The organism is Halobaculum litoreum, assembly GCF_030127125.1.
Classification (GTDB): Archaea; Halobacteriota; Halobacteria; order Halobacteriales; family Haloferacaceae; genus Halobaculum; species Halobaculum litoreum.
The window spans coordinates 1,478,611-1,504,574 of record NZ_CP126156.1 but is presented as its reverse complement, the minus strand read 5'-3'; the positions used below and the strand labels follow the sequence as shown (position 1 = coordinate 1,504,574).

Below are 25,964 nucleotides of genomic sequence, written 5' to 3'. Positions count from 1 at the left end.
GGGGCTCCGCTACTTAGGTGCTGATGACCGACGGCGACGCCCCGGAACGGTCACGGCCGCCCGCCCGCCCCGAGGACGGCGAAGCGACCCAACTCGCCGTCCACCTCGACGATCAGGTCCGGGAGGCGGGTGCCCCAGACCGGCGTGTCGAGCGGCGCCATCCGATACTCGTCGACGAGGTCGCCGTCGAGCGTGCCGGTGACGGTGTAGCGACCGACCGTGAGCGTCGGCCCGCCGCGCTCGTACCGCGTGTCGGCCGGCATCGTGACGGTGTCCCGGTACGCCTCCGCGCCGTCGGCGGCGACGACGGACAGCGCCACCTCGTGGTCGTCGTCGTCGTAGTTGTTCACGTACACGGTCGGTGTGTCGCGGAACAGGCCGGTGCGCCACAGACACCCGGAGAGGCCGGCGAGGCCGGCCGACGCGACTGCGGCGGCGAACGCTCGTCTGGAGGGCATCGTCCGGACGTCTCCGACCGCACGCAAGAAGCTTCGCCGTCGGCGGCGCCCGTCGCGTCCGCCGCGCGCGCCGCGGCCGTCTCAGTCGTCGCTCGCCTCGGCTTCGGTCCGCGAGGCCCGCCGCGCCGCGCGGTCGATGAACTCCTGCGGGAGCTCGTCGATCTCGCCCGCTTGGACGCCCCAGAGGTGGGCGTAGAGGCCGTCCTCGCCCAGCAGGTCGTCGTGGGTGCCGCGCTCGGCGATCCGGCCGTCCTCGAGCACGACGATCTGGTCGGCGTCCTTGATCGTCGACAGGCGGTGGGCGATGGCGAAGGTGGTGCGGTCCTCGGTGAGCCGGTCGATGGAGCGCTGGATCAGCATCTCCGTCTCCGTGTCGACGTCGGAGGTCGCCTCGTCGAGCACGAGGATCTCGGGGTCCTTCAGGATCGCGCGGGCGATGGAGAGCCGCTGGCGCTGGCCGCCGGACAGCTTCACGCCGCGCTCGCCGATCTCGGTGTCGTACCCCTCGGGGAGGTTCTGGATGAACTTGTGCGCCTCCGCGGCCTTCGCGGCCTCGACGATCTCGTCCTCGTCGGCGTCGAAGGTGCCGTACGCGATGTTGTCGCGGACCGTCCCGTAGAACATGAACGTGTCCTGGCTCACGTAGCCGAGCGACTGGCGCAGGCTCGGGATCGTCACGTCGCGGATGTCCTGCCCGTCGATCTCGATGCTCCCGTCGTCGACGTCGTACATCCGGAGGAGCAGTTTGAGCACGGTCGACTTGCCGGCGCCGGTCGGGCCGACGAGCGCGAGCGTCTCGCCGCCGGCGACGTCGAAGGAGATGTCGTCGACGATGACCTCCTCGTCGTCGTAGCCGAACGTCACGTCGTCGTACACCACCTCGCCGTCCTCGACCACGAGGTCCTCCGCCGCGGGGTCCTCGACGATGCGCGAGGGCGTGTCCATCAGGCCGAACAGGCGGGCGCTGGAGGCGCGGGCGCGCTGGTACATGTTGATGATCGAGCCGAACTGCGCCATCGGCCAGATGAACCGCTGGGTGTAGAGGATGAACGTGGCGAACGTCCCGGGGCGCAGTTCGGCGCCGCCGGTGAGCCACAGGGGAGCCAGCCCCAACACCCAGAAGCCGCCGACCGCGAAGGTGATGACGAAGCCGACGCCGGCGATCACCCGCAGCGCGGGGAAGAACTTGATCCGCGTGGTGATGGCGTCCCAGTTGGCGTCGTAGTAGTCGTAGGAGACGTCGTCGACGCGCTCGGACTCGAACCCCTCCGTGTTGAACGTCTTGATCACCTTGATGCCGCCGAGGTTGTTCTCCAGCCGGGAGTTGAGGTGGCCGACCGTCGAGCGGACGTCGGCGTACTTCGGCTGGATGACGTCGATGAACTTCCACGTCGTCACCGCGATGATCGGGACGGGGACCAGCGAGATGAGCGCGAGCCGCGGGTTCATCCAGAACATGATCCCCGCGATGCCGATCACCATCACCGACAGCCGGAACGCGGAGTTCATCCCGTCGTTGAGGAACCGCTCGAGGCGGTTCACGTCGTTCGACAGCACGGACATCATCTCGCCGGTCTGCTTCTCGGCGAAGAAGTCCATGTTCAGCCGCTGCATCTTGTCGTACGTGTCCGTCCGGATGTCGTGCTGGATGTTCTGCGCGAAGGAGTTCCAGCCGTAGTTCCGGACCCAGTGGAAGACCGACCCGCCGAAGAAGGCGAACGCGATGATCCCGACGCTGAACAGCAGTTGGTCCTGCTGGCCCGCGGGGATCAGGCTGTCCGGAACGAGCGGGAGTTCGAACTGGGAGTTCTGGAGGAAGATCGCGTCGATCGCCAGCCCGAGCAACAGCGGCGGGAGCAGGTCGAGGACCCGGGCGGCGACGCTGCCGAAGAAGCCGAGCCCGAAGTACCGGGTGTTCCGGGCCCCGTACTCCGCGAACAACCGTTTCATCGGGTTGTCAGTCTTCTCCCGGATGTCCTCGAAGGGGTCGTCCTCGTCCGAGGGGTGACTCATTACCTACTCACACCGACAGCAGCCCCCTAAACCGTTCGCTTCGAATCGAAACACCCGGTACCGGCTCGCGTCGCCCCGTCGCCGCGACGGTCCCGCCGACTCAGTAGTCGCCGGCGATCTCGACGGTGTCCCCCTCGCACACGCCGTTGTCGGTCGTCCAGCCGTACGGCACCTCGAGGACGTACTTCCCGACGCCGCGGTAGCGCTCGAGGTCGGAGCCGGACGTGCCCTCGGGCGGGAGCTCGGCGTGGTGGATCCGCGTGATCGTCCCGTTGGCGGCGACGAACACGATGTCGATGGGGAAGTCCATGTCGCGCATGACGTACGCCTGCTCCCCCTCCGACCCGTGGACGAACAGCATCCCCTCGTCGGGCCCGAGCGACGCGGTGTCCGACAGGCCGGTGTACCGCTTCGTGTACGTGTCGGCGACGCGGACGTCGACCGTGCCGAGCTCGCCCCCGTCGGCGTCGACGACCGTGACGGTCGTCCGGTCGTACTCGCCGTCGTTCGCGACGCTGGACAACGCACCGGTACACCCGGCGAGCGCGGTCAGCAACACGAGGAGGACGGCGACGCGCGGGCGGGACGCGGACATGGGTCAGCGAACGCGGTCCGGTCGGGAAAGCGTATCGGGGAAAGCGAAGGGTTATTCCGAACGACGGAGTTCGTTCGGGTACGGGCTCGTGGTCTAGTGGTTATGACGCTTCCCTTACAAGGAAGAGGCCGGTGGTTCAAATCCGCCCGAGCCCACTCGACCCGGCGAGCGACAGCCGACGGCGTTGGCCGTCGCACGGGTGATCCGGTTCTCGCGACCCGACGACCGCCACCGGGGGGTGCCGGGCGGCGTCCGCTCGCCCCCGGTTCCCACCCGGATCCGTCCCGGAGGGTTCGGTGCACGTTTCCGTTCGCCACGGGTACGCTCCGGTCGCCACCACGCTGTCACCCGGTTAATCCGCCTGTAGCCGCCTGAACGGCCGTGCGACCTTTTGCCCGTCGTCCCCGAACGGGCGGTCACGATGGACGAGCGTACCTCGGGAGGGGACCGACGATGAGTACGAAAGGGGCCGTCGCCGTGCTGGCGGTCGTCGCGGTGGTCGCGGTCGGCGGGGCCGCGGCGTTCGTCGCCGGCATCGGGCCGCTCGGCGACGCCGGCGGCGGGTCAGACACCGTCACCGAGACGCCGGCGTCCACCGGCACCGTCTACGACGCCGGGGGCGACTCGACCGCCGCCGGCGACGAGGGCACCGCCGCGAGCGGCGGCGACGACACCCGGTCGCTCCCGCCGTACACGTTCGCGGTCGAGTCGATCGAACAGTGCGGACAGACCTGTCGCGACGTGACCGTCCGGCTCGACAACAACCGCGACGAGACGGCGACCGGCGTCTCGGTGCACACGCGGATCTACGCCGGGAACTCCACCGCGCAGGACGACAGGATCTGGGAGGGGAGGCGGGACGTCGGCGCCCTCGACGCCGGCGCGTCGACGACGGAGACGAGCCGGATCGAACTCTCCTACGCCGAGGGCTTCCAAGTACAGCGGGCCGACGGTTGGATCACCATCGTCACGACCGTCGAGTCGGACGACGTCACGATCACGTTCAAGGAGCGGCGCGACGTGCGCTGACCGCCGGCCCGCGTGGCGATTCGAAACGCTTTTTCATACCGCCGGGGTTCTGTGAGACAGGCCGCCTTAGCTCAGACTGGGAGAGCACTCGACTGAAGATCGAGCTGTCCCCCGTTCAAATCGGGGAGGCGGCATCCCCGTTTTCCGCGAGGTCCGTTCCGCGAACCAGCTTCGCTCCGATACCGACTGGTCGATACGCATCGCCGGGCGACAGCACGGTCCGATGGCCGAACCGGTTCCGATGTATCCCTCTCGTGAGTTCGGGATCGACCACCACCACGGGGTGTATCGGACCGGACGGACCGGCGTGCGAACCCGAACTGCGTCGGAGACAAGTTCCTTATCGGACCCCTACGAGGACCCCGATGATGCCAGAATCTCCGTCCGCCCTCACACGCCTCAAACGTCCCCTGCTGTACGTGATGAGCGCCGCCTATATCGTCGCCGGGGTCGCGCACTTCCTCGCTCCGAAGCCGTTCGCTCACATCGTCCCGGACGAACTCCCCAAGCCCGTCGGGCTCGTGTACCTGTCCGGACTCGCGGAGGTCGCGCTCGGGCTCGGGGTGTTGCACCCTCGCACCCGATCGCGCGCGGCGCGAGGGATCGTCCTCCTGCTCGTGGCGGTGTTCCCGGCGAACGTCAACATGGCCGTCCGGGGGGAGGGACTGGAGACGGTCCCCGACCGGCTCTCGGGCGTCGCCCGTGCGGTCGCGTGGCTCCGCCTCCCCCTGCAGGCGGTCCTGATCGCGTGGGCGTGGTGGTACACGGACCCCCTCCCCGCCGAGGAGTAGCTTCGAGTCGTCGCCCCGCCGCCCCCGCTACCGGTGTGGGACGGTCGGTGCGTCCGTCGCGCCGCCGAGTGACTCCATCGTCCGGACGGCGAGGGCGTCGTCGGGCATCGACCCGAGGTACTCGAGGTAGTCCGAAACGACGTCCCACTGGTGCTCGTTGCTCAGGTCGTAGAGGTGACACCACAGGTGGAGCGGGACGCCCGTCTCGATGGCGCGCTCGGTGCTGCGCCGCAGGTAGCGACCGTGGAGCCGCTTCCGGACGGCCCGGGGGACGGGCCGGAACACGCGCGGGGCGGGCGACTGCCCGGACGGCAGCGACGCGGCCGTGAGCGAGGGGTACGTCGTGCAGTACGTCTCGAGGACGCCGTCGACGAGGGCGGGCTCCCACAGGGGATGCGGGCCCACGGTGAGTTCGCGGAGCCGCCTGAGGCGGCCGTCGCCGCTCGTCGGCACCGCGTACCGGGCGACGGCGATCCCGTGGTCGGCCAGCAGGTCGTTCGGCGGCCGCGAGTGGCGCGGGGGCACGATCGACCGGACGGGCGCCCCGAGGTCGTCGTGGAGCGAACGCACCGCAGCGAGCTCGTCCTCGACGACCGCGCGCGAGACCTGTCCGCACAGGACGTGCGAGAAGGTGTGCGTGCACAGTTCGTGGTCGACGTCGGCGTCGAGGACGGCCCGGGCGGCGTCGGGCGCGTAGAACAGCGGGTCGGTCTCGGCGTCGGTTCCGGGGTCGGCGTCGAACCAGCCCGCCTCGTGTGCACCCGGGTGCGTCCCGTCGCACTCGTCGAGGAGGAGGTGCCCGACGATGTTGAAGCTGATCGGGACGCCGCACTCGTCGGCCTTCTCCAGGAGCTTCCCGAGGTAGCGCCGCTCCGTGCTCCCGTCCGGGGAGAGGTGGTCGTCGTGGCCGAGGTCGTGCACGCCCCACCCGAGTTCGATCTCCATGCTGATCGTCAGGGCGGGCGTCGACCGGGGCGGCGGGCTGTCGTCGTCCCCTGCGGCCGGACGGCGACGTGCGGACGCGTTCGGTGGCAAGATATCAGGGGGACGGGCAGGGGGACGTATTGCTACGCGGGGCGTAACTCGGCGTATTCTCTCCGTACACGTGCGAGCGAGGACGGTCGGGGGAGCGCGCTCGCCGGGTTCGTCGGCCCGTGGCCCGATAGGAGCCGGCTACCGGCACGCGCCCGCCCCCGGGGCGTTTATGACGCGACTCGGCGAACCGCCGGGTCGATGACGAAACTCGCGATCACGCTCACCAGAGCGGCGGGGACGACCGTCGCGGAGTTCCGGGAGTACTACCGAGAGACGCACGCGCCGCTGGCCGCGGACCTGCCGGGGTTGGAGCGGTACACGGTGTCGTTCCCGGACGACCCCGAGTCGGCCGGCTACGACGCGCTCGCGGAGCTGTGGTTCCCGGACGCCGAGACGATGGCCGGGGCGTTCGGCTCGGAACTCGGGCGCGAGGTGACCGCGGACGCCGCGTCGTTCGCGGACATGGACGCCGCGGAACGCGTGGTGCTCGACGAGGAGGTCGTCGTCGAGTAGCCCCCCGTACACGGGGCGTCGGCGGGCGAGAGGCCCGCTCGCGGCCGCGATCGGGTCTCCGCGTGGATAGTTCACACACGCGTCCCCGACTCGGAAGGGTTATCCGTTCCCCTCCGCTCGTGTCGTGTATGGCAACTGGGAAGGTCGACTTCTTCAACGACACCGGCGGCTACGGATTCATCGAGACTGAGGACGCGGACGAGGACGTTTTCTTCCACATGGAGGACGTCGGCGGTCCGGACCTGGAGGAAGGTCAGGAGGTCGAGTTCGACATCGAGGAGGCCGAGAAGGGCCCCCGCGCGAAGAACCTGCAGCGCCTGTAAGGTTCCGACGACACGGACGCAGTCCGTGCCGCAGTTTTCACCGTTTTTCACACCGACGAGCCACGGCCGCGTCGACGACGACGCGACGGCGGGCTCGACAGCGACGGCGCCGTCGCGCTTATTCGCCCACGGGCCGGACCGGACGCCGTGAACACGACCGGGAGGGAGGCGCCGTGACCGCGACGACGCTCCACGACCCGTCCCACCGCGAGGCGCTGTGGGAGCTGGAGGCGGCGTTCGACAGGGGGGACCTCGTGACGCTGTTCGGCACCTGCAGCGTCGAGTACGACGGCCGGGCGTCGTCGTCGCTCGGGCCGGGGGCCCGGCTGGTGGTGCTCAAGCCGGACGGCTCGGCGCTGGTCCACACCGACGAGGGGCGGACCCCGGTCAACTGGCAGCCGCCGGGGAGCGAACACCGCGCGGCCGTCCGCGACGGGCGCCTCCGCGTGCGGAGCGTCCGCGAGTCGCCCGACGAACGGCTCGACGTCCGGTTCTCCGCGGTGGAGCACCTCGCGGCGTACGGCGTGACGGGCGGGCGTTCGGTGGAGGTGGTCGGGAGCGAGGCCGACCTCAAGGAGCGCGTACTCGCCGACCCCGCGGTGGTGGAGCCGGGGTTCGAGCCGCTCGCTACCGAACGCGAGACGGAGGCCGGCCCGGTCGACGTGTTCGGCCGCGACGCCGAGGGGCGCCCGGTGGTCGTCGAGCTGAAGCGACGGCGGGTCGGGCCGGACGCGGCCGGCCAGCTCGCGCGGTACGTCGCCGCGGTCGAACGCGAGGAGCCGGGCGGCACGACGGTCCGGGGCGTCCTCCTCGCGCCGTCGGTCACCGACCGGGCGCGCGACCTGCTCGCCGAGGAGGGACTCGAACACGTCGCGGCCGACCCGCCGGCGGACGGGCCGGGCGACGACGCCCCGTGACCCGGCGGTCGGCCGCCCCGGCCCGTGTGGACGCCCCGCACGCGCAGGGCGGCGAAACGTAGGCTTTAACCCCCGCACCGCCATCGTCTCGGACAAGTAACCATGTCCGACAAGCCGGCCTCTATGTACCGGAAGATCGACAAGCCGTCGTACACGCGGCGCGACTACGTCACCGGTATCCCTGGCTCGAAGATCGCACAGCACAACATGGGCGACCTGAAGACGGACCCGGACGACTACCCAGTCCACATCTCGCTGGTCACCGAGGAGGACGTCCAGATCCGCCACGGCTCGCTGGAGTCGGCGCGCCTGTCGGCCAACCGCCACCTCATCCGCGAGCTCGGCGAGGGCAACTACAAGATGGTCCTGCGCAAGTTCCCGCACCAGATCCTGCGCGAGAACAAGCAGGCGACCGGCGCGGGCGCGGACCGCGTCTCCGACGGCATGCGTCAGGCGTTCGGCAAGCCCGTCGGCACCGCCGCCCGCATGAAGGCCGGCGACACCATCTTCACGGCGTACGTCGACGTCGACCAGGCCGACGTGGTCAAGGAGGCGTACCGTCGCGCGTACAACAAGATGACCCCGCCGTGCCGCGTCGTCGTCGAGAAGGGCAAGGACCTTCTCGTCCGGTAGGTCCGACGGCTTCGCTCGGACCGCTTCCGTTCTCACGTCCGTCAGCGGCCGCGCCGTCCCCGCCCCGCGGGGAGCGGCAAGGTGCAACCCGGAGCCGAGTAAATTCGCACGGCAGCGACGCCGCAGACGCGAAACTCCGGCAGGCCTTTCACCGACCGGGGACCACCCGACGGGTATGACAGGAGTCCGAGTCGCGGGCGTCGGCCTCACCCCGTTCGGGGCACACGAGGGGCGGACCGGTCGCGACCTGTTCGCGGAGGCCGCGCTCGCGGCGCTGTCCGACGCTGGCGTCGACGGCGACGACGTCGAGCACCTCAACTACGGGAACTTCATGGGCGCGTTGGCGGAACGGCAGGGCCACCAGGCGCCGGTGATGGCCGAGGCGGCTGGCCTGCGCTGTGCCGGAACGCGCTACGAGGAGGCGTGCGCCTCCGCGGGCGTTGCCGTCCGCGAGGCCGTCCGCGCGATCCGGTCGGGCGAGAACGACGTGGTGCTCGCCGGCGGGATGGAGCGCATGACGAACCTCTCGACGGCCGAGGTGACGGAGTCGCTGGCGGTCGCCGCCGACGAGCTGTTCGAGGTGCGCGCGGGCGTCACCTTCCCGGGAGCGTACGCGCTGATGGCGCGCGCCTACTTCGACGAGTACGGCGGCGACCGGGAGGACCTCGCACACGTCGCGGTGAAGAACCACGCCAACGCCGTCCCCAACGACTACGCGCAGTACCAACGCGAGATCACCGTCGAGCAGGCGCTCGACTCCCCCGAGGTCGCCTCCCCGCTCCACCTGTTCGACGCGTGCCCCATCACCGACGGCGCGAGCGCGCTCGTCCTCGTCTCCGAGGCGTTCGCCGCCGAGCACGGTCTCGACGCGTCGGTGGCGATCACCGGCACCGGGCAGGGGGCGACCGCGCCGCCCTGCAGGACCGCGCGGACATGGCCCGCACGCCCGCCGCCACGGACGCCGCCGAGGAGGCGTACGCCGACGCCGGGATCACCAGCGACGACGTCGAGGTCGCGGAGGTGCACGACTGCTTCACCATCGCGGAGGTGCTGGCGCTGGAGTCGCTCGGCTTCTTCGAGCCGGGCGAGGGGATCGGCGCGGCCCGCCGCGGCGACACCACCCGCGACGGCGACCTCCCGATCAACCTCTCGGGCGGGCTGAAGGCGAAAGGCCACCCCGTCGGCGCGACCGGCGGCTCACAGATCGCCGAGCTGACCCGCCTGCTGCGCGGCGACCACCCCAACAGCGACGCGGTGGCGGACGCGACGGTCGGGCTCACCCACAACGCGGGCGGGACGGTCGCCAGCGCCGTCGTCCACGTCCTGGAGGTGGCCGAATGAGCGACTCCGACCCCGAGGTGCCCGCGAACACGGGGTACGACGAGTGGGCCGACGCGCTCGGCGAGGAGGGGTACTACGTCGAGTGTGCGAACGGCCACGGGAGCCTCCCGCCGCGGCGCGTCTGCCCGGAGTGCGGGAGCACGGACCTCTCGGAGGCGCCGCTCCCCACGACGGGCGAGATCGCGACGTTCTCCGAGGTCCACGTCGCGCCGTCCGGCTTCGGTGTCGAGCCGCCGTACGTCACCGCGGTCGTCGACTTCGGGCCCGTCCGGATCACGGGGATCGTCGCCGACGCGGCGGGCGACGCGGTCGCCATCGGCGACGAGGTGCGGCCGGACGTGGAGCCGAACGGCGCGACCGGAAATCGGCTGATCGTGTTCCGGTCGGACTGATCGGCCTCCCGGCGGGCAGTTCCGACAGGGGCACAGTCATATCGCTCCGGGCGGTGTGTCGGGCATGAGTTCCGGCAGAGCCGACCATCTCGTCCAGTTCCTCCGCCGGGAGGCCGGGGACTACCTGCGCGCGGCGCTCCACTACTCGGCGGACGACCACGAGGTGTTGTACGTGCGCGACGACGTGCGAGACGAGTACAGCGACGAGGAACTGGCGGCGTTCGTCGCGTACTACCGCGAGAGGAGCCGGGAGCTCGCACCCGAGCGCCCGTTCGACCTCGGCACCGACCACTGCACGGTGTCGGTGTACGACACGGCGATCCTGTTCCACTTCACGCAGGGGACGGACATCGGTACCGTGGTGACGCTCGCGCCGGAGGCCGGGCGGGACATCGTCCAGTTCATCACCGAGTGTCTCGAGCAACTGTACCACAACTCCCCGCAGGAGATCGACGACGTCCCGGCGTGGCTACGCCCCTGAGGGCCGCCACGAGGTACCGAGCCCCGCTCTACTCCCCGTTCTCCTGCTCCACCGTCACGGTCTCGCCCGGGCGCTCGCCCGCGACGACCGCGACGAACTGCTCGCCGAACTCCACGTGCGGCAGCAGCATCGCGTCGTCGAACACGACCAACTCACAGCCGGCGTCGTCGGCCAACTCCCGCCCGGTCGACAGCGGCGGGAGGTCGGCCTCGCGTCCCCACACGAGCGTCGTCGGGACGTCGAGGTCGGCGAGCGCGCTCGCGAGGTCGACGTCGCTGTTGAGAAAGCCCGAGACGAACGACGCGGGGGCGAAGCGCGCGCCCTGCTGGTGGGTCGTGCGCCACTCGTAGTCGGGCCAGTCCTCGCCGGCCTTCGCCGGGTCCCAGTAGCCGTGGTCGGCGTTGAAGTAGTCGATGGACGGCTTCGACGTGAGCAGCCCGAACACCGCGTCGCCGAGGACGGGCGCGCGGATCAGTTCCCGGATCGCCGGCTTCGGCGGCTCCGGGCCGGCGACGGCGGTCGGGCACACGAGCGTCACCTCGGCCACGTCGAGGTCGTCGGCGACGCCGAGGACGTACGCGCCCGTCAGCGAGGAGGCGACGACGCGCGCGCCGGGGAACTCCGCGAGGAAGTCGCGGACGAAGTCCTCGTACAGCGCCGCCGAGTAGCGCAGCGGCGGGCGCTCGGAGCGGCCGAAGCCGGGGAGGTCGGGCGCGACGACGTGGTACTCCTTCGAGAGGGGGGCGAACGTCTCGCGCCACTCGCCCGCCGAGCCGGCGGCGTTGATGCCGTGGAGGAGGACGACCGTCTCGTCGTCCTCGTCGCCGGCTTCGGTGTAGGCGACGTCCATCCCGCGCCAGCGGAAGGTGCCCTGGACGCCGTCGAGCGGCGGTTCGAGTTCGCCCGCCTTCGCGCGCAACGCCTTCGTCGCGGCGACGGTCACGCCCGCGCCGAGGAGGGCGTACTTCGCGGTCGCGGCGAGTTTGGATCGGAGAGTCATACCCACGTGTAGGGTCGCGGAGGACTTAGTTCGGGTGGCGACGGCTGCCACCACGGCACACGAGTGCGGTGCGACGCCGACCTACAGCGGCTCCTCGCCGTCGACGATCCGCAGGCAGCGCTCGGCCATCGCGGGCACCCGCGTCTCCATCGTCGGGTACAGCGGGTCGTCGCTGTTCCCCTCCAAGTAACGCCGGAAGAACATCTCCCCCAGCGCGGCCAGCTTGTACACCGCGAGCGTCCGGTAGAAGCGGTCGTGGTCGTACTCGATCCCGGTGGCGTCCTCGTAGCGGTCGACGAGGTCGCGTCGGCTCGGGTACCCCCTCGCGCTCCATGAACGTCGCCGTCAGTTCCGGGGTCGCGGGCGCGGGGTCGCCCGGATCGCGCCAGAAGGAGAGCATCCACCCCAGATCGGTGAGCGGGTCGCCCAGCGCCGACAGCTCCCAGTCGAACACGGCGACGAGTTCCGGCGGCGTGCCGGGCGCGTACATCACGTTGTCCAGTTTGTAGTCGCCGTGGACGAGCGTCTGCTCGTGGTCGTCGGGCACGTTCGCCTGCAGCCACTCGGTCACCTCGCGGATCTCGGGGACGGCGCGCTCCTCGGCGGTCACGTCGAACGCCCACTCGAACTGCTTGGCCCAGCGACCCACCTGCCGCTCGGTGAACCCCGCGGGCCGGCCGAACTCCGCGAGGCCGACCGCCTCGGGGTCGACCGCGTGGATCGCCGCGAGCCCGTCGACCAACTCCTCGCCGACGCGGCGGCGGTGCTCGGGGGCGGCGAAGCGCTCGGGTTCGGCCTCGCGGAGCACGTCGCCCGCGGTCCGTGCCATCACGTAGAAGTCCGAGCCGAGCACGTCGTGGTCGTCGCACGCGAGCACCGTCTCGGGGAGCGGCACCGGGGTGTCCTGGAGCGCGTCCATCACGCGGTACTCCCGGAGCACGTCGTGGGCGGTCTCGGCGGTCTCGCCGGGCGGCGGCCGGCGGATCACCAGTTCGCGGTCGCCGTAGGTGACGAACAGCGTCTCGTTGGAGTGGCCCTCCGGGTGGCGGCGCACGTCGAACTCGTCGGCCGGGCCGAGCGCGTCGGCGAGGTACGTGCGGAGTCGTTCCGGGTCGACGAGGCGTCGGAAGTACGCCGCCGAGTCGACGGCTGCGTCGGCGTCCGCGGTGTCGTCCGTGTCGGTCATGTGGGGCGATTCCACACCGCCGGGCAAAAGCGCCGGGGTCGACCGGGCGGGGGTACTGTTTTCCCGCGGCGACCGAAGGCGGTGGTATGGAGTACGACGACAGCGAGGCGGCGCGCGCCCTCGCCGAGCGGACCCGGGAGTTCGTCGACGAGGAAGTGATCCCCGTCGAGCGCGAGGTGCTCGGCGACGGTCCCGTGACTGCCGAGCAGCTGGCGGCCCTCCGCGAGACGGCCCGCGAGTACGACGTGTTCTGCCCGCAGATCGACGAGGAGTGGGGCGGCATGGGGATGGCGTTCCGCGACGTGTTGCCGATGTTCGAACAGGCCGGGCGCTCGCTGTTGGGCGCCGCGGCGTGTCGCGTCGACGCCCCCGACGAGGGGAACATGCACACGCTGGAGCTGCTCGGCACCGACGAGCAACAGGAGCGGTGGCTCCGCCCGCTCGTCGCGGGCGAGATCTCGTCGGGCTTCTCGATGACCGAGCCGATGCAGGGCGGCGGCTCCGACCCGAAGATGATCCGCACGACCGCCGAGAAGGACGGCGACGAGTGGGTGATCGACGGCCACAAGTGGTGGACGACGGGGGGCACCGAGGCGGACGTGCTCATCGTGATGGCCCGGACCGACCAAGAGGCCCACCCGTACGAGGGCACGTCGCTGTTCCTCGTCCCCGCGGACACGCCGGGCGTGAACGTCGTCCGCGACGTCCCCCACGTCGGCGGCGAGGTGACCGGCGTCGGCCACGCCGAGATCGAGTACGACGGCGTCCGCGTGCCCGAGGAGAACCTGCTGGGCACCGAGAACCGGGGCTTCGCCCACGCCCAACAGCGCCTCGGGCCCGCGCGGCTCACCCACTGTATGCGCTTCGCGGGGATGGCCGAGCGCGCGCTCGACGTCGCGAAGGCGTACGCCAGCGAGCGCGAGGCGTTCGACGGCCCGCTGGCCGACAAGCAGGCGCTGCGACACGACGTGGCCGACGCCGAGACCGAGTTGCACGCCGTGCGGACGATGGTGCGCGACGCCGCCGCGCGGATCGACCGCGACGAGGAGGCGCGCGTGCAGGTGGCGATGAGCAAGACGTTCGCCGCCAACACCGTGCAGGACATCGTCGACACGGCCCTGCAGATCTGCGGCGGCAACGGCATCGGGAAGGACCTCCCGATCGCCGACTTCTACGAGTCCGTCCGGCAGTTCCGCGTCATCGACGGCGCCGACGAGGTCCACCGTCGCGTCATCGCCCGCGACGCGTTCGGCGACGTGGACGAGTCCGAACTCGCCAACGTGACACGCTACGGCGAGCCGAGCGAGTAAGCCGGGAACGGCCGGTCCGATTTACGTCGCCGGGTCGAGAACCCCCTCGTATGGTGGGACTCGACGCGGACCACGAGGCGTGGACGGCGGCGCAGTCGGCGACGACGGCCGTCGTCGACGGGCGCGACCTCGACGTGGCGTACTACGGGGCGGGACGGGACAACGGCGGGCCGCCCGTCGTGTTCCTCCACGGGATCCCGACGTGGTCGTTCCTGTGGCGGGGCGTCGCGCCCGCCGTCGCCGAGGAGCGACACGTGATCGCCCCCGACTTCCCGGGCTACGGCAACTCCCAGCGCACGGACGACTTCGACCGGTCGGTACGCGCACAGACGAGCGTGCTCGCCGACATCGTCGCCGAGGCCGACTACGACCACGTCGACCTCGTCGCCCACGACATCGGCGGCGGCGTCGCGCTCCGCTACGCCGCCGCGCGCCCCGAGCACGTCCGGAAGCTGGTCCTCTCGAACGCGGCGTGCTTCGACTCGTGGCCGGTGGAGTACGTCAACTCGCTGGGCGTCCCGGGCGTCGTCGACGGGTGGGACGACGAGGAGTTCGACGAGCAGCTCGAGTTCCTGTTCGCCGAGGGCGCCCACGGCGAGGCGGACCCGGCGTTCGTCGCCGGCATGAAGGCGCCGTGGAAGCGCGAGGGCGGCCGGACCGCGCTGGCCCGCGCGGCCGTGGCGACGAACACGAACGACACCACGTGCATCGACTACGGCGCCGTCACCGCGGACACGCTGTGTCTGTGGGGCGGCGACGACGTCCTCCAGCCGGTGGCGAACGCCCACCGCCTCGCCGACGCGATCGCGGGCGACTGTGCGGTCGAGCCGCTGTCGGGGGCGTACCACTGGGTCACTCACGACCGGACCGAGGCGTATCGCGAGGCGCTGTCGGGGTTCCTCGCGAACTAGTTCGGGCGGGGTCCCGGTCGACGGGAGTCGCCGGTGACTATTTAGCGATGGAAAGGTCACTCGGCCCATGGCGTTCCAACTTTCGAGCGAGCAGGAGGCGATCCGCGACGTGGTGCGGGAGTTCGGCGAAAACGAGATCCGACCCGTCGCGCGCGAGCACGACGAGGAGAAGCGCTACCCGCACGACCTCGTCGAGCAGGCGGCGCGCTACGACCTGGTCGCGCCGACGATCCCCGAGGAGTACGGCGGGGCGGGGATGGACCTGCTCACCTCGGCGGTCGTCACCGAGGAGCTGTGGCGCGCCGACCCCGGGATCGGCTCCGCGATCGGCTCTCGCGGCTTCGGCACCTCGATGATCCGCAAGTTCGGCGACGAGTGGATGAAAGAGGAGTGGCTCCCGAAGGTCGCCGCCGGCGAGTCGGCCACCTGTTCGTGCATCTCCGAGCCGGCGCACGGCTCGGACGTGGCGGGCATCGAGACGCGCGCCGAGCAGGACGGCGACGAGTGGGTGCTGAACGGCGACAAGATGTGGATCACGAACGGCACGATCGCCGACGTGGCCGTCGTGATGGCGAAGACGACGCCGGGCGAGCGCCACCGCGGCATCACCGCCTTCCTCGTCGAGACCGACCGCGAGGGGTTCGAGCCGACGAAGATCGACAACAAACTCGGCATCCGCGCCTCGGACCTCGCGGAGATCCGCCTCGACGACGTCCGCGTGCCCGAGGAGAACGTCATCGGCGCGGTCGACCAGGGGTTCTACCAGCTGATGAACTTCTTCGCCGACGGGCGCACCTCCGTCGCGGCACAGGCGGTCGGCGCCGCGCAGGGGGCGCTCGACGCCGCCGCCGAGTACGCCGGCGAGCGCGAGCAGGGCGGCAAGCGGATCTCGGAGTATCAAGCCGTCTCCCACAAGATCGCCGAGATGGCGACGAACGTGGAGGCGGCCCGGTCGCTGACGTACCGCGCCGCGTCGGTCGTCGACGAGGGCAACGACGACCAGCTGGCCGCGAAGTTCGCGTCGATGGCGAAGCTGTTCGCCTCCGAGCACGCCGTCGAGGTCGCCGACGAGGGGATCCAGGTCCACGGCGGCGCCGGCTTCGTCACCGACCACCCGGCCGAGCGGTTCTACCGCGACGCCCGGATCACGAAGATCTACGAGGGCACCTCCGAGATCCAGAAGAACATCATCTCGGACCAGATACTGTGAGCCCGCGCGCAGCCGCGGTCGCCGCGGGCGGCCGATGAACGGGGACGCCGCCGACGAGGCGCCCGACTGGGACTTCAGCGAACGCGACGTGGCGATCCTCGAGGAGGTCGCCGCGAACCCGGGCGTCTCCTCGCGCGAGCTCGCGGACGTCCTCGCGGCCGAGTACGGCATCGACGTCTCCCACGTCACCGTCAGCGAGACGCTCCGGAAGATGCGCGAGCGCGGCGTGTTCCGCGACGCCATCGTCCCCAACGAGGACTACTACGTGTTCGGCCTGTTCGAGTTCAAGTTCGACCCCTCGAACTTCGCCGACGAGTGGCGGTCGGCGATGGCGTACATCCGCGACGACCCGCACACCCTGCTGTACTTCCTCTCCGACGGCGAGTACCAGTGGAAGTCGGTGATGATGTTCCCGTCGCGGGAGGCAGAGTCGAAGTGGATCCACGAGTTCTACAAGGCCCACGGCGCGGTCGTCTCGAACCTCCGCAACCACGTCGTCCACAACGTCCTGAAGTTCCGCACGGACCCGGAGATGTTCCGGAGCCTGCGCGAGGAGTAGCCGCCGGACCCCGGGCTGTCGCCGCGGCCGGCGCGGCTACGTCTCGACCCGGTCTCCGTCGTCGTCGTACGCGAAGAAGCCGCGGCCGGCGTCGACGCCGGTGTGCCCAGCCTCGACCAGCTCGACGAGGTAGTCGGCCGGCGCGAAGCGGTCCTCCCCGGTCGCCTCGTGGCGGTCGCGGAGGACCGCCAGCACCTCGTCGAGGCCGCGCCGGTCGGCCCGCAGACACGGCCCCTCGGGGAAGCCGGCGCCGAGGCGCATCCCCGTGTCGACGGCGTCGGCGGTCGCCACGTCGTCGCCGACCAGCTTCGCCGCCTCGTTCGCCATCCGCGCCTCCACGCGGAGCCAGTCGAAGTCGCCGGCGTCGGCCGCGGTGTAGTCGGCGCCCGCCGCGTCGTCGCCGTACTCGTAGTAGCCGCGGCCGGTCTTCCGGCCGAGGTCGCCGGCGTCCACCTTCTCCGCGACGAGGGGGGCGACCGGGAGCCCCGCCTCCCGCCGGACGTGGTAGCCGATGTCGATGCCGGTGAGGTCGCCCAACTCGAACGGCCCCATCGGGTAGCCCCGCTCGTGGACCATCGTCGCGTCGGCGCCGCGAACCGTCGCCTCGCCGGTCGACACCATCCACGCGGGCTCCTGCATGAACGGGCCGAGGACGCTGTTGACGACGAAGCCGTGGACGTCCTTGCGGACGTGGATCGGCGTCTTCCCGAACGACTCCATCAGCGCCGCCGCCGTCTCCGCGGTCGCCGCGCTCGTCTCGGCGCCGTGGACGACCTCGACCAGGTCCATCCGGACGGGCGGGTTGAAGAAGTGGGTGCCGACGACGCGCCCGGGGTCGGCGACCGCCTCGGCGATGGCGGTGATCGAGAGGCTGGAGGTGTTCGTCGCGAGGATCGCGTCGGCGGGCGCGTGCTCGTCGAGGTCGCCGAACACGTCGCGTTTGATCGCCAACTGCTCGGGCGCCGCCTCGATCACGACGTCGGTGTCGGCGACGGCGGCGGCCAGATCGACCGTCGTGTCGATCCGGGCGAGCACGTCGGCCGGGGGCTCGTCGATCCGGCCCGACTCCGCGAGTTTGCCGAGGCTCCACTCGATCCCCTCGTAGCCGTCGGCGACGGCGTCCTCGTCGATGTCGCGCATCGTCACGTCGTACCCCGCGAGGGCGGCCACCTCGGCGATGCCGTGGCCCATGTTGCCCGCGCCCAGCACCGTCACGTGCGAGATCCCGTCGGTCGACATGTCCGGGAGGTGTGTGAGCGGCGGGATAGGTGTACCGGCGCCGAGTTAACGATGGTAAGCCGAGCCGGGGATCGGCCCCGGGGATTCATGTGACGCCGTCGCCCACCATCGGTCGATGACACGACACACGGATCCGTCCGGTTCGCCCCGTCCGACGACCGCCGCCCCCCGAACGGGGTGGACGGCGTGAGCGACGTCCACGACCGCTTCTCGCTGGCGGGCGAGGTGGCGGTGATCACCGGCGCCTCCAGCGGGATCGGCCGCGCCGTCGCCGAGGAGTTCGCCGCCGACGGCGCCGACGTCGTCGTCTGTTCGCGCGAACAGGAGAACGTCGACCCCGTCGCCGAGGCGATCGACGCGGCCGCCGACGCCGCCGACGGCGACCACGGGCGCTGTCTCGCGGTGGAGTGCGACGTCACCGACCGCGACGCGGTGGACGCGCTCGTCGAGGCGACCGTCGAGGAGTTCGGTTCGCTGGACGTGCTCGTGAACAACGCGGGCGCGTCGTTCATGGCCGGCTTCGACGACATCTCCGAGAACGGCTGGAAGACCGTCGTCGACATCAACCTCCACGGGACGTTCCACTGCACGCAGGCGGCCGCCGACCACCTCGCGGACGGCGACGGCGGCGCGGTCGTCAACCTCGCGAGCGTCGCGGGCCAGCGCGCCGCCCAGTACATGAGCCACTACGGCGCGGCGAAGGCGGGCGTGATCAACCTCACCGAGACGCTGGCGATCGAGTGGGCCGGCCGCGACGTGCGGGTGAACTGCATCGCGCCCGGGTTCGTGGCGACGCCCGGCGTCGAGACGCAGATGGGCGTCTCCGCCGACGAGGTCGACCGCGCCGACGTCGACCGCCGGATCGGCACGAGCGAGGAGATCGCCGACGTCGCGCGGTTCCTCGCCAGCGACGCCGCCAGCTACATGACGGGCGAGACGGTCGCCGCACAGGGCGTCCCGCAGGGCGAACAGATGCCCCAGCAGTAGGGGACGACTCGATGCCCGACGAACGCGACCACGCCGACCCCGCCCACGCCGGGCGCCTCCACCACGTCGAACTGAACGCCGCCGACCTCGACGCCGCCGCGGCGTTCTGGGACTGGCTCCTCGGCGAGTTGGGCTACGAACGGAAGGACGAGTGGGACGGCGGCCGCTCGTGGGTGAACGGCCCGACGTACGTCGTGCTCGGCGCAGCGGACGGCACGGCCGACGAGTTCGACCGGCGCGCGCCGGGGTTGGACCACCTGGCGTTCCACGCCGGCTCGCGCGACCAGGTGGACCGGCTGACCGACGCGGTCCGCGAGCGCGCGGACGCGTCGCTCCTGTACGAGGATCGACACCCGTTCGCCGGCGGGTACTACGCGCTCTACTGCGAGGCTCCCGGCGGGGCGACGGTCGAGGTCGTCGCGCCCGACGCGTAGCTCACAGCGCGATGCTGGCGAGGCCGAGCGCGGCGAGCGCCGTCACCGCGAACACGGCCGCGGTGGCGAGACCCACCCGGACCCGGACGGCGGTCTCGGTGGACATTGTCGGCGATTCAGACAGGCACAACTTCAACGTTCGCCCCCGAGTATCGAATCCGAGAACCGCTTAGCGTGCCGCGGAGTCGACCACGTCGACGTCGACCCCGGTGCCGCGGAGGGCGTCGGTGTGGGCCGAGAGGTCGCCGCCGCCGACCACGAGCAGCACGTCGAGGCCGCGCATGGCCGCCTCGTGGACGGCGTCGACCGTCCCGAAGCGGAGGTCGGGCTCGCGGTCGGCGCGGCGCAGCGCCGCCAGCGCCTCCGTGCCGGCGGCGGCGACGAGGTCGGCGTCGGCCGCCGCGGCGGCGAGGCGCTCGGCGTCGACGACCCGGCTCCCCCGTCGCGGACCGCGGGGACGACGACCGCCGTGACCGCCCCGAGGTCGTAGTCGACGACGCCGTCGAACTCGGCGACGCCGACGTCGGTGCCGTCCTCGGCGGCCGTCACCGCGAGCGCGGTCGCGCCGCCCCGCGTCCCGCCGGCCGCCGCCGCGTCGTCCCCGTCGAGGCGCCGCGCGTGGAGGACGCCGTCGCGCATGGAGAGGGTGACGCGGTCGCCCTCGTCGACGGGGCCGTCCGCCAGCGCGGTCTCCACTTCCACGCCGCCGAGCACGTCGCCCGTCACGTGGTCGAGGTACTCGCGCAGCTCGTCGGTCCGGGAGATGAGCCAGTCGACGCCCTCCTTCGTGACGCGGTAGCGCCCGCGCCCCTCGCGGTCGACGAACCCGCCCTCGGCGAGGTCGCCGAGGTGTTCGGACACCGCCTGCGCGGTGACGCCGATGGCGTCGGCGATCTCGCGTTGGCTCACCGCCGGCTGGCGCTCGGCGATCTCGACGAGGATCCGGTAGCGCGTCGCCTCGCGCTTGTGCCGGAGCACGCCCAAGTCGCCGTCGCTCGCGTCGTCGCTCACACCCCGACGTGGGTCGGGTGAACACAAGTATGTTTGTCCTCGGCGGCGCGAACCGCCCGTTCGGCCGCCCCGATCACAACCGGAGTTGTGTTCGGGCGCTCAGGCGTCCTCGACGAGCCGGCGGAGGTGTGCGGGCGGCACCGCACCGCGGGCGGCGTGGCCGTCGGCGACGAACGTCGGCACGCCGGTGACGCCGCGGCGTCGCGCCTCCTCGAACTGCGTCTCCAACTCCGCGGCGAGCGCGTCGTCGGCGACGGCGTCGCGCACCTCGCCGCCGTCGACGCCGACGGTCTCCGCGATGTCGACGAGGGTGTCGAGGTCGTCGATCTCGCGGCCCTCCTCCCAGTGGGCTTCGAGGACCGCGTCGTAGAAGGCTCGGAACGTCTCGGCGTCGTAGGCGCCCTTCACGTACAGCGCGACCTGCTGGGCGTCCCACGAGTCGGCGTCGTGGACCGCGTCGAAGTCGAGCATCGCGTCGGCGTCGTACTCCGCCTTGAGGCGCGTGACGTTCTCGCGCACCTGGTCGTAGTAGTCCTCGTCTTTCCCGTCGTCGACGTCGTCGCGGATCTCGCCGTCGGGGCCGCGCTTGTGGCCCCGGAGGTCGAAGAAGCGCCACTCGACGTCGAGGTCGGCGCGGTCGCGGTCGGCGCGGTCGGCGCGGTACCGGTCGAGCGACGCCCGCCCGAGGTAGCAGAACGGACACACGAAGTCGGAGTAGATGGCGATCGGTTCCCCGTCGCTCGCGCCGCCGGCGTCGGTCGCGTCGTCCACGCTCATGGTTCGTCGTGGGTCGGCCGGCTTTAGGCTCCGTCGCTCCCGGCCGTCCGTGTCGCACGACCGCGCCCGCCCGCGGCCCACCCGGGCCCGGCGCGCGGCCCATCGGGGGTTTTTACGCTCGGTTGCCCCGCGTTGGGGGTATGAGGCTCCCCGGGATCGGCGGGCCGCCGGGTCGCAGGCGGCCGTGGCTCGCCGGGCTGTTGGCGCTGGCGGTGACCGGCCTCGGCCACGTCTACCTGCGGCGGTGGGCGCGGGCGCTCGGCTGGTTCGCGGCCACGTTCGCGGCGGTGTTGGTGCTCGTCCCGCCGGAGGTCGTGGAGGCGATCAACACCGGCGGGCCGGTGGGCGACCCGCTCAGCGCCCTCCCGCCGGTGTTCGTCGTCCTCGCCAGCGCCGTCGACGCGTACCTGCTCGCGCGGCGCCACAACGACGCGCTGGAGCGTGAACGCCACGCCGTCGGGGCGGCCGCGGGCGGCGACGACGCCGCGCGGAGCGGCGACGCCGCGGACGGCGAGGCGCCGTCGTGCCCGAACTGCGGGAAGGAACTCGACGCCGACCTCGACTTCTGTCCGTGGTGTACGACCGAACTGCCGCGGGCCGGCCCGAACGGTCCCGACCCCGACGGCGCCGACCGGTAGCCCCCGCCCGTCGCCGCCGCCACGTTTTCGTCCCCTCGCGACGGACGCGAGGTATGGTCGCTGCCGTCGACTCGCTGATCGTCTTCGTCGTGAGCGCGCTCGTCGGGGGGATCGGCATCTACGCCGGCGCGCGCCTGCTCTCGAACGCCAAGGGGTACGACCACGCGGTGTGGACGGCGCTCATCGGCGCGCTCGCGTGGGTGGTCGCCTCCGCGCTGTTCGGCTGGCTCCCGCTGCTGGGGACGCTGGTGACGTACCTCGCGTACCTCGGGGTGATCAAGTGGCGCTACAAGGGCGGGTGGTTCACCGCCGCCGGCATCGCGCTGACCGGGTGGCTCGCGGCGTCGCTCGTGCTCGAACTGCTGTCGGTGCTCGGCGTGACGGGCTTCTCCGCGCTCGGGATCCCCGGGGTCTGAGCCGGGCGCCGGGAGGCGAAACGTAAAAGCGGACACGGCGACCCACTACCACCGTCGCCGTCGGCTCCGCGGGCATCGGGTAGGGGCCTTTGTCCCGGGGCGACGGCGGCTACGTACTCTCGCGCCGCACGCGCCGCGGAGCCGTCCGGCCGTCACCCGCCGCCGAAACCCCGGCGGATCCACGCCGATCGCCGCCCCGGACCCGTAGCGTTTTACCCGGCGACGCCGCCACCTTCGACCGACCAATGACGGCGAACGCCGGCGGCATCGTGGGCGAGTTCCTCTCCCTGAAGGAGTCCACGGACGCGGACGTGCTCGCGATGCAGTGTGGCGACTTCTACGAGTTCTTCGCCGACGACGCCGAACTCGTCGCCGACGAGCTCGACCTGAAGGTGTCACAGAAGTCGAGCCACGGCTCGTCGTACCCGATGGCCGGCGTCCCGCTGTCGGAACTCACGCCGTACCTGAAGGCGCTCGTCGAGCGCGGCTACCGGGTGGCGGTCGCCGAGCAGTACGAGACCGCCGACGGCCACGCCCGCGAGATCGAGCGCGTCGTCTCCCCGGGCACCGTCGTCGACCCCGACGGCGCCGCCGCCCGGTGGCTCGCCGCCGTCGACTACGACGACGGGAGCGACGAGCCGTGGGGCCTCGCCGTCGCCGAGGTGACGACCGGCCGGTTCCACGCCGCCGCCTTCGCCGCCCTCGACGACGTCCGCGCGGAGCTCCACCGGTTCACCCCGGTCGAACTGCTGCCCGGCCCCGGCGTCCGGGACGACGACGCCCGCCTCGCCGACCTCCGCGAGGCGACCGACGCGCGCCTCACGCTCCACGAGGCCGAGGCGTTCGCCCCCGGCCGCGCCCGCCACCGCCTCGGCGACCAGTTCGGCGAGCAGGCGCTCGCGGCCGTGGGCCTCGACGCCGCCCCGGCGGTGGGCGCCGCCGGCGCGGTCCTCCACTACGTCGACGACACCGGCGCGGGCGTGCTCGCGTCGATGACCCGGCTCGGCGGGCTCGACCCCGGCGGCCGCGTCGCGCTCGACGCCACCACCCAGCGCAACCTCGAACTCGTCGAGACGATGCAGGGGGACCGCGACGGCACGCTGCTGGACACGCTCGACCACACCGAGACCGCGGCCGGGACGCGCCTGCTGCGCGAGTGGCTCACACGCCCGCGACGCGACCGGGCCGAGTTGGAGCGGCGGGGCGCCGCCGTCGAGGCGTTCGCGAGCGCCGCCCTCGCGCGCGACCGGCTGCTCGACACGCTCGACGGCACCGCCGACCTCGAACGCCTCGCCGCGCGCGCGACCAGCGGCTCGGCGGGCCCGCGCGACCTCGCGGCCGTCCGCTCGGCGCTGGAACGGCTCCCGGAGCTGGCGGCCGCCGTCGAGGGCACGGAACTGGCCGACTCGCCGGTGCCGGACGTGCTCGCCCGGCCCGACCAGGGGCGGCGCGGGCGCTCCACGACGAACTCGCCGCCGCCATCGCCGCCGAGCCGCCGGGCTCGATCGGCGGCGACGGCGGCGTCGTCGCCCGGGGCTACGACGACGAACTCGACGAGCTGGTGTCGGAGTACGAGGCGGCCGTCGAGTGGCTCGACACGCTCGCCGAGCGCGAGAAGCGCGAACACGGGCTCTCCCACGTCTCGGTCGACCGCAACAAGACGGACGGCTACTACATCCAGGTGGGCAAGTCCGTCGCCGGCGCGGTGCCCGACCACTACCGCGAGATCAAGACGCTGAAGAACTCCAAGCGGTTCGTCACGGAGGAACTGGAGGAGCGCGAGCGCACGGTGCTCCGGATGGAGGAGCGTCGCGAGGAACTGGAACGGCGCATCTTCGAGGAGGTCCGCGAGCGGGTCGCCGCGGACGCCGAACTCCTGCAGGACGTGGGGCGGGCGCTCGCGGAGTTGGACACCCTCGCGTCGCTGGGCCACCACGCGGCGACGAACGACTGGACGCGCCCCGAGTTCACCGACGGCGACGAACTCCGCATCGACGCGGGCCGCCACCCCGTGGTCGAGCAGACGACCGACTTCGTGCCGAACGACCTCCGCATGGACCGCGAGCGCGGCTTCCTCATCGTCACCGGCCCGAACATGAGCGGGAAGTCGACGTACATGCGCCAGTGCGCGCTCGTCTCGCTGCTCGCGCAGGCCGGGAGCTTCGTCCCGGCGGACGCGGCGACGCTCCCGCTCGTCGACGGCGTGTACACCCGCGTCGGCGCGCTCGACGAGCTCGCGCAGGGGCGCTCCACGTTCATGGTCGAGATGCAGGAGCTGTCGAACATCCTCCACTCGGCGACCGAGGACTCGCTCGTCGTCCTCGACGAGGTGGGTCGGGGGACGGCGACGTACGACGGCATCTCCATCGCGTGGGCCGCGACGGAGTACCTCCACAACGAGGTGCGCGCGAAGACGCTGTTCGCGACCCACTACCACGAGCTCACGGCGCTGGCCGAACACCTCCCGCGCGTCGCGAACGTCCACGTCGCGGCCGAGGAGCGCGACGGCGACGTCACCTTCCTCCGCCGGGTGCGCGAGGGGCCGACCGACCGCAGCTACGGCGTCCACGTCGCCGACCTCGCCGGCGTCCCCGGACCGGTCGTCGGCCGCGCGGGCGACGTGCTCGACCGACTGCGCGAGGAGAAAGCGATCGAGGCGAAGGGCGCCGCCGCGGGCGACGACGGCGACACGAGACAGGCCGTGTTCGACCTCTCCGCGGGGAGTTCGTCGCCGACGCCGACGCCGACGCGACCGACGGGGAGCGGCGGCCGACCGACGCCGGGGGCTCGGCGTCGACGCCGCCGGACCGCGCCGGTAACGGGGCCGCCGCGTCGGCGCGCGGGGCGTCCGCGGCGTCGCCGGCGCTCGACCCCGAGGCCGAGGCGGTGCTGGAGGCGCTCCGGGAGACCGATGTGAACGAGACGCCGCCCGTGGAGCTGATGGCGAAAGTGCAGGCGTGGCAAGAACAGCTGGCCGACGAGGAGTGATCGCCGCCGGCGTGGCGCCTCAGTCGACGATCCGGACGTCGCCGAAGACGGCGGTCGCTTCGATCAGGAGGTCGGGGTCGCCGGTCGGGCGCGTGCGGCGGAGATCGTTCACGCTGCCGAACACGGTCGTCGTGTCGACGACGACGACGCGCCCCTCGGGGACGACGACCTCGACGTCGTCGAACACGGCGGTCGCCTCGACGGCGGCCGGGGTGGGGACGCCGAGCCCGCGGAGGTCGAGGCGGGCGTCCTCGAACAGGGCGGTCGCGCGGGTCGCGCCGCCGCCGTCACCGGTCGCGATCACGATCGCCGGCGAGCCGAACAGGCTCCCGTCGCGGCGCCCGCGCAGCAGCGACGCGCCGAACAGGACGACGAGCACCGGCCAGAGGCCGCGGGCCTGCGCACCGGTCAGGAGGCCGACCTCGACGAGGAGCCAGCCCGCACCGACGAGCACGAACGTCCCGGGCCAGAACAGGTGGCGCGCCCGCTCGCTGACCAGTCGGTAGCCGCCGTAGACGACGAGCGCGCCCGCGAGGAACACGGCGAAGCCGTCGACGGCGACGAGGCCGGTGGTGTCGGCGAGCAGGATCAGCCCGAGGGCGACGACGAGGCCGCCGAGGAGCAGTCGCGTTCGGGGGGTGCGTGCGTCGGTGTCGGCGCGGACGTGTGAATCGGTCATGGTGGTCTCCGAGCGGTCCCCGCCGCTGGCGGGGTGTCTCGACACGGAAGACGCTCGCTCGGGGGATAAACCCGTACTGACGAGTGATCGCACGCGAC

Annotated in this window: 24 protein-coding genes, 2 tRNA genes and 4 pseudogenes; 20 read left to right on the top strand and 10 right to left on the bottom strand. The window is 71.8% G+C overall.

Features of this window, described 5'->3' with window-relative positions:
* Positions 1-50: 50 nt before the first annotated feature.
* The 3 genes from P0R35_RS08160 to P0R35_RS08150 all read right to left on the bottom strand — a co-directional run bounded on the left by P0R35_RS08160 (position 51) and on the right by P0R35_RS08150 (position 3,066).
* Positions 51-458 (bottom strand): hypothetical protein, encoded by a 408-nt coding sequence (locus P0R35_RS08160; protein ID WP_284012018.1) that lies wholly within the window; start codon positions 456-458, stop codon positions 51-53.
* Positions 459-539: 81 nt separating this feature from the next.
* Positions 540-2,471 (bottom strand): ABC transporter ATP-binding protein, encoded by a 1,932-nt coding sequence (locus P0R35_RS08155; RefSeq protein ID WP_284012017.1) that lies wholly within the window; start codon positions 2,469-2,471, stop codon positions 540-542.
* A gap of 100 nt (positions 2,472-2,571) precedes the next feature.
* Positions 2,572-3,066, bottom strand: a complete 495-nt coding sequence (locus tag P0R35_RS08150) for a DUF192 domain-containing protein (protein ID WP_284012016.1) — start codon at positions 3,064-3,066, stop codon at positions 2,572-2,574.
* Positions 3,067-3,148: 82 nt separating this feature from the next.
* On the opposite strand from P0R35_RS08150, the gene P0R35_RS08145 reads away from it, so the two are divergent.
* From P0R35_RS08145 to P0R35_RS08130, 4 genes are all read left to right on the top strand, one after another.
* Positions 3,149-3,221, top strand: a tRNA-Val gene (locus P0R35_RS08145).
* 298 nt (positions 3,222-3,519) lie between these two features.
* The gene (locus P0R35_RS08140) at positions 3,520-4,095 is read left to right on the top strand and encodes a hypothetical protein (protein WP_284012015.1); all 576 of its coding nucleotides are present in this window, start codon (positions 3,520-3,522) and stop codon (positions 4,093-4,095) included.
* A gap of 60 nt (positions 4,096-4,155) precedes the next feature.
* Positions 4,156-4,229 (top strand) — tRNA-Phe (locus tag P0R35_RS08135).
* Between the two features lie 231 nt (positions 4,230-4,460).
* The gene (locus tag P0R35_RS08130; RefSeq protein ID WP_284012014.1) at positions 4,461-4,886 is read left to right on the top strand and encodes a DoxX family protein; all 426 of its coding nucleotides are present in this window, start codon (positions 4,461-4,463) and stop codon (positions 4,884-4,886) included.
* Between the two features lie 27 nt (positions 4,887-4,913).
* Here the strand turns inward: P0R35_RS08130 and P0R35_RS08125 are convergent, their stop codons facing one another.
* Positions 4,914-5,831, bottom strand: a complete 918-nt coding sequence (locus P0R35_RS08125; protein ID WP_284012013.1) for a polysaccharide deacetylase family protein — start codon at positions 5,829-5,831, stop codon at positions 4,914-4,916.
* A 288-nt stretch (positions 5,832-6,119) separates the two neighbouring features.
* Between P0R35_RS08125 and P0R35_RS08120 the strand changes: the two genes are divergently transcribed.
* The 7 genes and pseudogenes from P0R35_RS08120 (at position 6,120) to P0R35_RS08090 (ending at position 10,521) form a co-directional block, all read left to right on the top strand.
* The gene (locus P0R35_RS08120) at positions 6,120-6,434 is read left to right on the top strand and encodes an EthD family reductase (protein WP_284012012.1); all 315 of its coding nucleotides are present in this window, start codon (positions 6,120-6,122) and stop codon (positions 6,432-6,434) included.
* A gap of 128 nt (positions 6,435-6,562) precedes the next feature.
* The gene (locus P0R35_RS08115; protein ID WP_073307057.1) at positions 6,563-6,757 is read left to right on the top strand and encodes a cold-shock protein; all 195 of its coding nucleotides are present in this window, start codon (positions 6,563-6,565) and stop codon (positions 6,755-6,757) included.
* A gap of 173 nt (positions 6,758-6,930) precedes the next feature.
* Positions 6,931-7,674: an endonuclease NucS gene (gene nucS / locus P0R35_RS08110; RefSeq protein ID WP_284012010.1), complete on the top strand. Its 744-nt coding sequence runs from the start codon at positions 6,931-6,933 to the stop codon at positions 7,672-7,674.
* 102 nt (positions 7,675-7,776) lie between these two features.
* Positions 7,777-8,307, top strand: coding sequence for a 50S ribosomal protein L16 (locus tag P0R35_RS08105; protein ID WP_284012009.1), 531 nt, complete (start codon positions 7,777-7,779; stop codon positions 8,305-8,307).
* 175 nt (positions 8,308-8,482) lie between these two features.
* Positions 8,483-9,648, top strand: a pseudogene (locus P0R35_RS08100) (thiolase domain-containing protein).
* Positions 9,645-10,040: a Zn-ribbon domain-containing OB-fold protein gene (locus tag P0R35_RS08095; RefSeq protein WP_284012007.1), complete on the top strand. Its 396-nt coding sequence runs from the start codon at positions 9,645-9,647 to the stop codon at positions 10,038-10,040. The pseudogene P0R35_RS08100 and the gene P0R35_RS08095 overlap by 4 nt, the downstream one beginning before the upstream one ends.
* A gap of 64 nt (positions 10,041-10,104) precedes the next feature.
* Positions 10,105-10,521, top strand: a complete 417-nt coding sequence (locus P0R35_RS08090) for a DUF7522 family protein (protein WP_284012006.1) — start codon at positions 10,105-10,107, stop codon at positions 10,519-10,521.
* 28 nt (positions 10,522-10,549) lie between these two features.
* Here the strand turns inward: P0R35_RS08090 and P0R35_RS08085 are convergent, their stop codons facing one another.
* A complete protein-coding gene (locus P0R35_RS08085) occupies positions 10,550-11,521 on the bottom strand; it encodes an alpha/beta fold hydrolase (protein ID WP_284012005.1) in 972 nt (323 codons plus the stop codon).
* Between the two features lie 81 nt (positions 11,522-11,602).
* Positions 11,603-12,707: pseudogene (locus tag P0R35_RS08080) on the bottom strand (phosphotransferase family protein).
* Between the two features lie 86 nt (positions 12,708-12,793).
* On the opposite strand from P0R35_RS08080, the gene P0R35_RS08075 reads away from it, so the two are divergent.
* The 4 genes from P0R35_RS08075 to P0R35_RS08060 all read left to right on the top strand — a co-directional run bounded on the left by P0R35_RS08075 (position 12,794) and on the right by P0R35_RS08060 (position 16,697).
* Positions 12,794-14,017, top strand: a complete 1,224-nt coding sequence (locus P0R35_RS08075; RefSeq protein WP_284012004.1) for an acyl-CoA dehydrogenase family protein — start codon at positions 12,794-12,796, stop codon at positions 14,015-14,017.
* A gap of 50 nt (positions 14,018-14,067) precedes the next feature.
* Positions 14,068-14,928: an alpha/beta fold hydrolase gene (locus P0R35_RS08070; RefSeq protein ID WP_284012003.1), complete on the top strand. Its 861-nt coding sequence runs from the start codon at positions 14,068-14,070 to the stop codon at positions 14,926-14,928.
* A 67-nt stretch (positions 14,929-14,995) separates the two neighbouring features.
* Positions 14,996-16,138, top strand: coding sequence for an acyl-CoA dehydrogenase family protein (locus tag P0R35_RS08065; RefSeq protein ID WP_284012001.1), 1,143 nt, complete (start codon positions 14,996-14,998; stop codon positions 16,136-16,138).
* A gap of 34 nt (positions 16,139-16,172) precedes the next feature.
* Positions 16,173-16,697: a winged helix-turn-helix domain-containing protein gene (locus tag P0R35_RS08060; protein ID WP_284012000.1), complete on the top strand. Its 525-nt coding sequence runs from the start codon at positions 16,173-16,175 to the stop codon at positions 16,695-16,697.
* Positions 16,698-16,760: 63 nt separating this feature from the next.
* Here P0R35_RS08060 and P0R35_RS08055 read toward each other — a convergent pair.
* A pseudogene (locus tag P0R35_RS08055) lies at positions 16,761-17,936 on the bottom strand (3-hydroxyacyl-CoA dehydrogenase); the annotation flags it as partial.
* A 186-nt stretch (positions 17,937-18,122) separates the two neighbouring features.
* Between P0R35_RS08055 and P0R35_RS08050 the strand changes: the two are divergent.
* Both P0R35_RS08050 and P0R35_RS08045 read left to right on the top strand, forming a co-directional pair.
* The gene (locus tag P0R35_RS08050) at positions 18,123-18,923 is read left to right on the top strand and encodes an SDR family NAD(P)-dependent oxidoreductase (RefSeq protein WP_284011998.1); all 801 of its coding nucleotides are present in this window, start codon (positions 18,123-18,125) and stop codon (positions 18,921-18,923) included.
* Between the two features lie 11 nt (positions 18,924-18,934).
* Positions 18,935-19,357: a VOC family protein gene (locus P0R35_RS08045; RefSeq protein WP_284011997.1), complete on the top strand. Its 423-nt coding sequence runs from the start codon at positions 18,935-18,937 to the stop codon at positions 19,355-19,357.
* Between the two features lie 169 nt (positions 19,358-19,526).
* Here the strand turns inward: P0R35_RS08045 and P0R35_RS08040 are convergent, their stop codons facing one another.
* Both P0R35_RS08040 and P0R35_RS08035 read right to left on the bottom strand, forming a co-directional pair.
* Positions 19,527-20,129: a DUF7839 domain-containing protein gene (locus P0R35_RS08040; protein ID WP_490396512.1), complete on the bottom strand. Its 603-nt coding sequence runs from the start codon at positions 20,127-20,129 to the stop codon at positions 19,527-19,529.
* Positions 20,130-20,467: 338 nt separating this feature from the next.
* Positions 20,468-21,145 carry a DsbA family oxidoreductase gene (locus tag P0R35_RS08035; RefSeq protein ID WP_284011996.1) on the bottom strand — a complete coding sequence of 226 codons (678 nt, stop codon included), beginning with the start codon at positions 21,143-21,145 and terminating at the stop codon, positions 20,468-20,470.
* Positions 21,146-21,285: 140 nt separating this feature from the next.
* Here P0R35_RS08035 and P0R35_RS08030 point away from each other — a divergent pair, with 140 nt between their 5' ends.
* From P0R35_RS08030 to mutS, 3 genes and pseudogenes are all read left to right on the top strand, one after another.
* The gene (locus tag P0R35_RS08030; protein WP_284011995.1) at positions 21,286-21,783 is read left to right on the top strand and encodes a zinc ribbon domain-containing protein; all 498 of its coding nucleotides are present in this window, start codon (positions 21,286-21,288) and stop codon (positions 21,781-21,783) included.
* A 53-nt stretch (positions 21,784-21,836) separates the two neighbouring features.
* The gene (locus P0R35_RS08025) at positions 21,837-22,199 is read left to right on the top strand and encodes a hypothetical protein (RefSeq protein WP_284011994.1); all 363 of its coding nucleotides are present in this window, start codon (positions 21,837-21,839) and stop codon (positions 22,197-22,199) included.
* A 245-nt stretch (positions 22,200-22,444) separates the two neighbouring features.
* A pseudogene (mutS, locus tag P0R35_RS08020) lies at positions 22,445-25,187 on the top strand (DNA mismatch repair protein MutS).
* 19 nt (positions 25,188-25,206) lie between these two features.
* Here the strand turns inward: mutS and P0R35_RS08015 are convergent.
* The gene (locus P0R35_RS08015; RefSeq protein ID WP_284011993.1) at positions 25,207-25,866 is read right to left on the bottom strand and encodes a LiaF transmembrane domain-containing protein; all 660 of its coding nucleotides are present in this window, start codon (positions 25,864-25,866) and stop codon (positions 25,207-25,209) included.
* Positions 25,867-25,964 lie beyond the last annotated feature (98 nt).

What these genes read in the sequence shown, in the direction of transcription:
- P0R35_RS08045 (WP_284011997.1), top strand. Translation starts at nt 18,935, where the DNA reads ATGCCCGACGAACGCGACCACGCCGACCCCGCCCACGCCGGGCGCCTC.
- P0R35_RS08065 (WP_284012001.1), top strand. Translation starts at nt 14,996, where the DNA reads ATGGCGTTCCAACTTTCGAGCGAGCAGGAGGCGATCCGCGACGTGGTG.
- P0R35_RS08025 (WP_284011994.1), top strand. Translation starts at nt 21,837, where the DNA reads ATGGTCGCTGCCGTCGACTCGCTGATCGTCTTCGTCGTGAGCGCGCTC.
- P0R35_RS08105 (WP_284012009.1), top strand. Translation starts at nt 7,777, where the DNA reads ATGTCCGACAAGCCGGCCTCTATGTACCGGAAGATCGACAAGCCGTCG.
- P0R35_RS08115 (WP_073307057.1), top strand. Translation starts at nt 6,563, where the DNA reads ATGGCAACTGGGAAGGTCGACTTCTTCAACGACACCGGCGGCTACGGA.
- P0R35_RS08125 (WP_284012013.1), bottom strand. Translation starts at nt 5,831, where the DNA reads ATGGAGATCGAACTCGGGTGGGGCGTGCACGACCTCGGCCACGACGAC.
- P0R35_RS08160 (WP_284012018.1), bottom strand. Translation starts at nt 458, where the DNA reads ATGCCCTCCAGACGAGCGTTCGCCGCCGCAGTCGCGTCGGCCGGCCTC.
- P0R35_RS08155 (WP_284012017.1), bottom strand. Translation starts at nt 2,471, where the DNA reads ATGAGTCACCCCTCGGACGAGGACGACCCCTTCGAGGACATCCGGGAG.
- P0R35_RS08070 (WP_284012003.1), top strand. Translation starts at nt 14,068, where the DNA reads ATGGTGGGACTCGACGCGGACCACGAGGCGTGGACGGCGGCGCAGTCG.
- P0R35_RS08120 (WP_284012012.1), top strand. Translation starts at nt 6,120, where the DNA reads ATGACGAAACTCGCGATCACGCTCACCAGAGCGGCGGGGACGACCGTC.
- P0R35_RS08060 (WP_284012000.1), top strand. Translation starts at nt 16,173, where the DNA reads ATGAACGGGGACGCCGCCGACGAGGCGCCCGACTGGGACTTCAGCGAA.
- P0R35_RS08085 (WP_284012005.1), bottom strand. Translation starts at nt 11,521, where the DNA reads ATGACTCTCCGATCCAAACTCGCCGCGACCGCGAAGTACGCCCTCCTC.
- P0R35_RS08130 (WP_284012014.1), top strand. Translation starts at nt 4,461, where the DNA reads ATGATGCCAGAATCTCCGTCCGCCCTCACACGCCTCAAACGTCCCCTG.
- P0R35_RS08090 (WP_284012006.1), top strand. Translation starts at nt 10,105, where the DNA reads ATGAGTTCCGGCAGAGCCGACCATCTCGTCCAGTTCCTCCGCCGGGAG.
- P0R35_RS08075 (WP_284012004.1), top strand. Translation starts at nt 12,794, where the DNA reads ATGGAGTACGACGACAGCGAGGCGGCGCGCGCCCTCGCCGAGCGGACC.
- P0R35_RS08030 (WP_284011995.1), top strand. Translation starts at nt 21,286, where the DNA reads ATGAGGCTCCCCGGGATCGGCGGGCCGCCGGGTCGCAGGCGGCCGTGG.
- P0R35_RS08095 (WP_284012007.1), top strand. Translation starts at nt 9,645, where the DNA reads ATGAGCGACTCCGACCCCGAGGTGCCCGCGAACACGGGGTACGACGAG.
- P0R35_RS08140 (WP_284012015.1), top strand. Translation starts at nt 3,520, where the DNA reads ATGAGTACGAAAGGGGCCGTCGCCGTGCTGGCGGTCGTCGCGGTGGTC.
- P0R35_RS08015 (WP_284011993.1), bottom strand. Translation starts at nt 25,866, where the DNA reads ATGACCGATTCACACGTCCGCGCCGACACCGACGCACGCACCCCCCGA.
- P0R35_RS08150 (WP_284012016.1), bottom strand. Translation starts at nt 3,066, where the DNA reads ATGTCCGCGTCCCGCCCGCGCGTCGCCGTCCTCCTCGTGTTGCTGACC.
- P0R35_RS08035 (WP_284011996.1), bottom strand. Translation starts at nt 21,145, where the DNA reads ATGAGCGTGGACGACGCGACCGACGCCGGCGGCGCGAGCGACGGGGAA.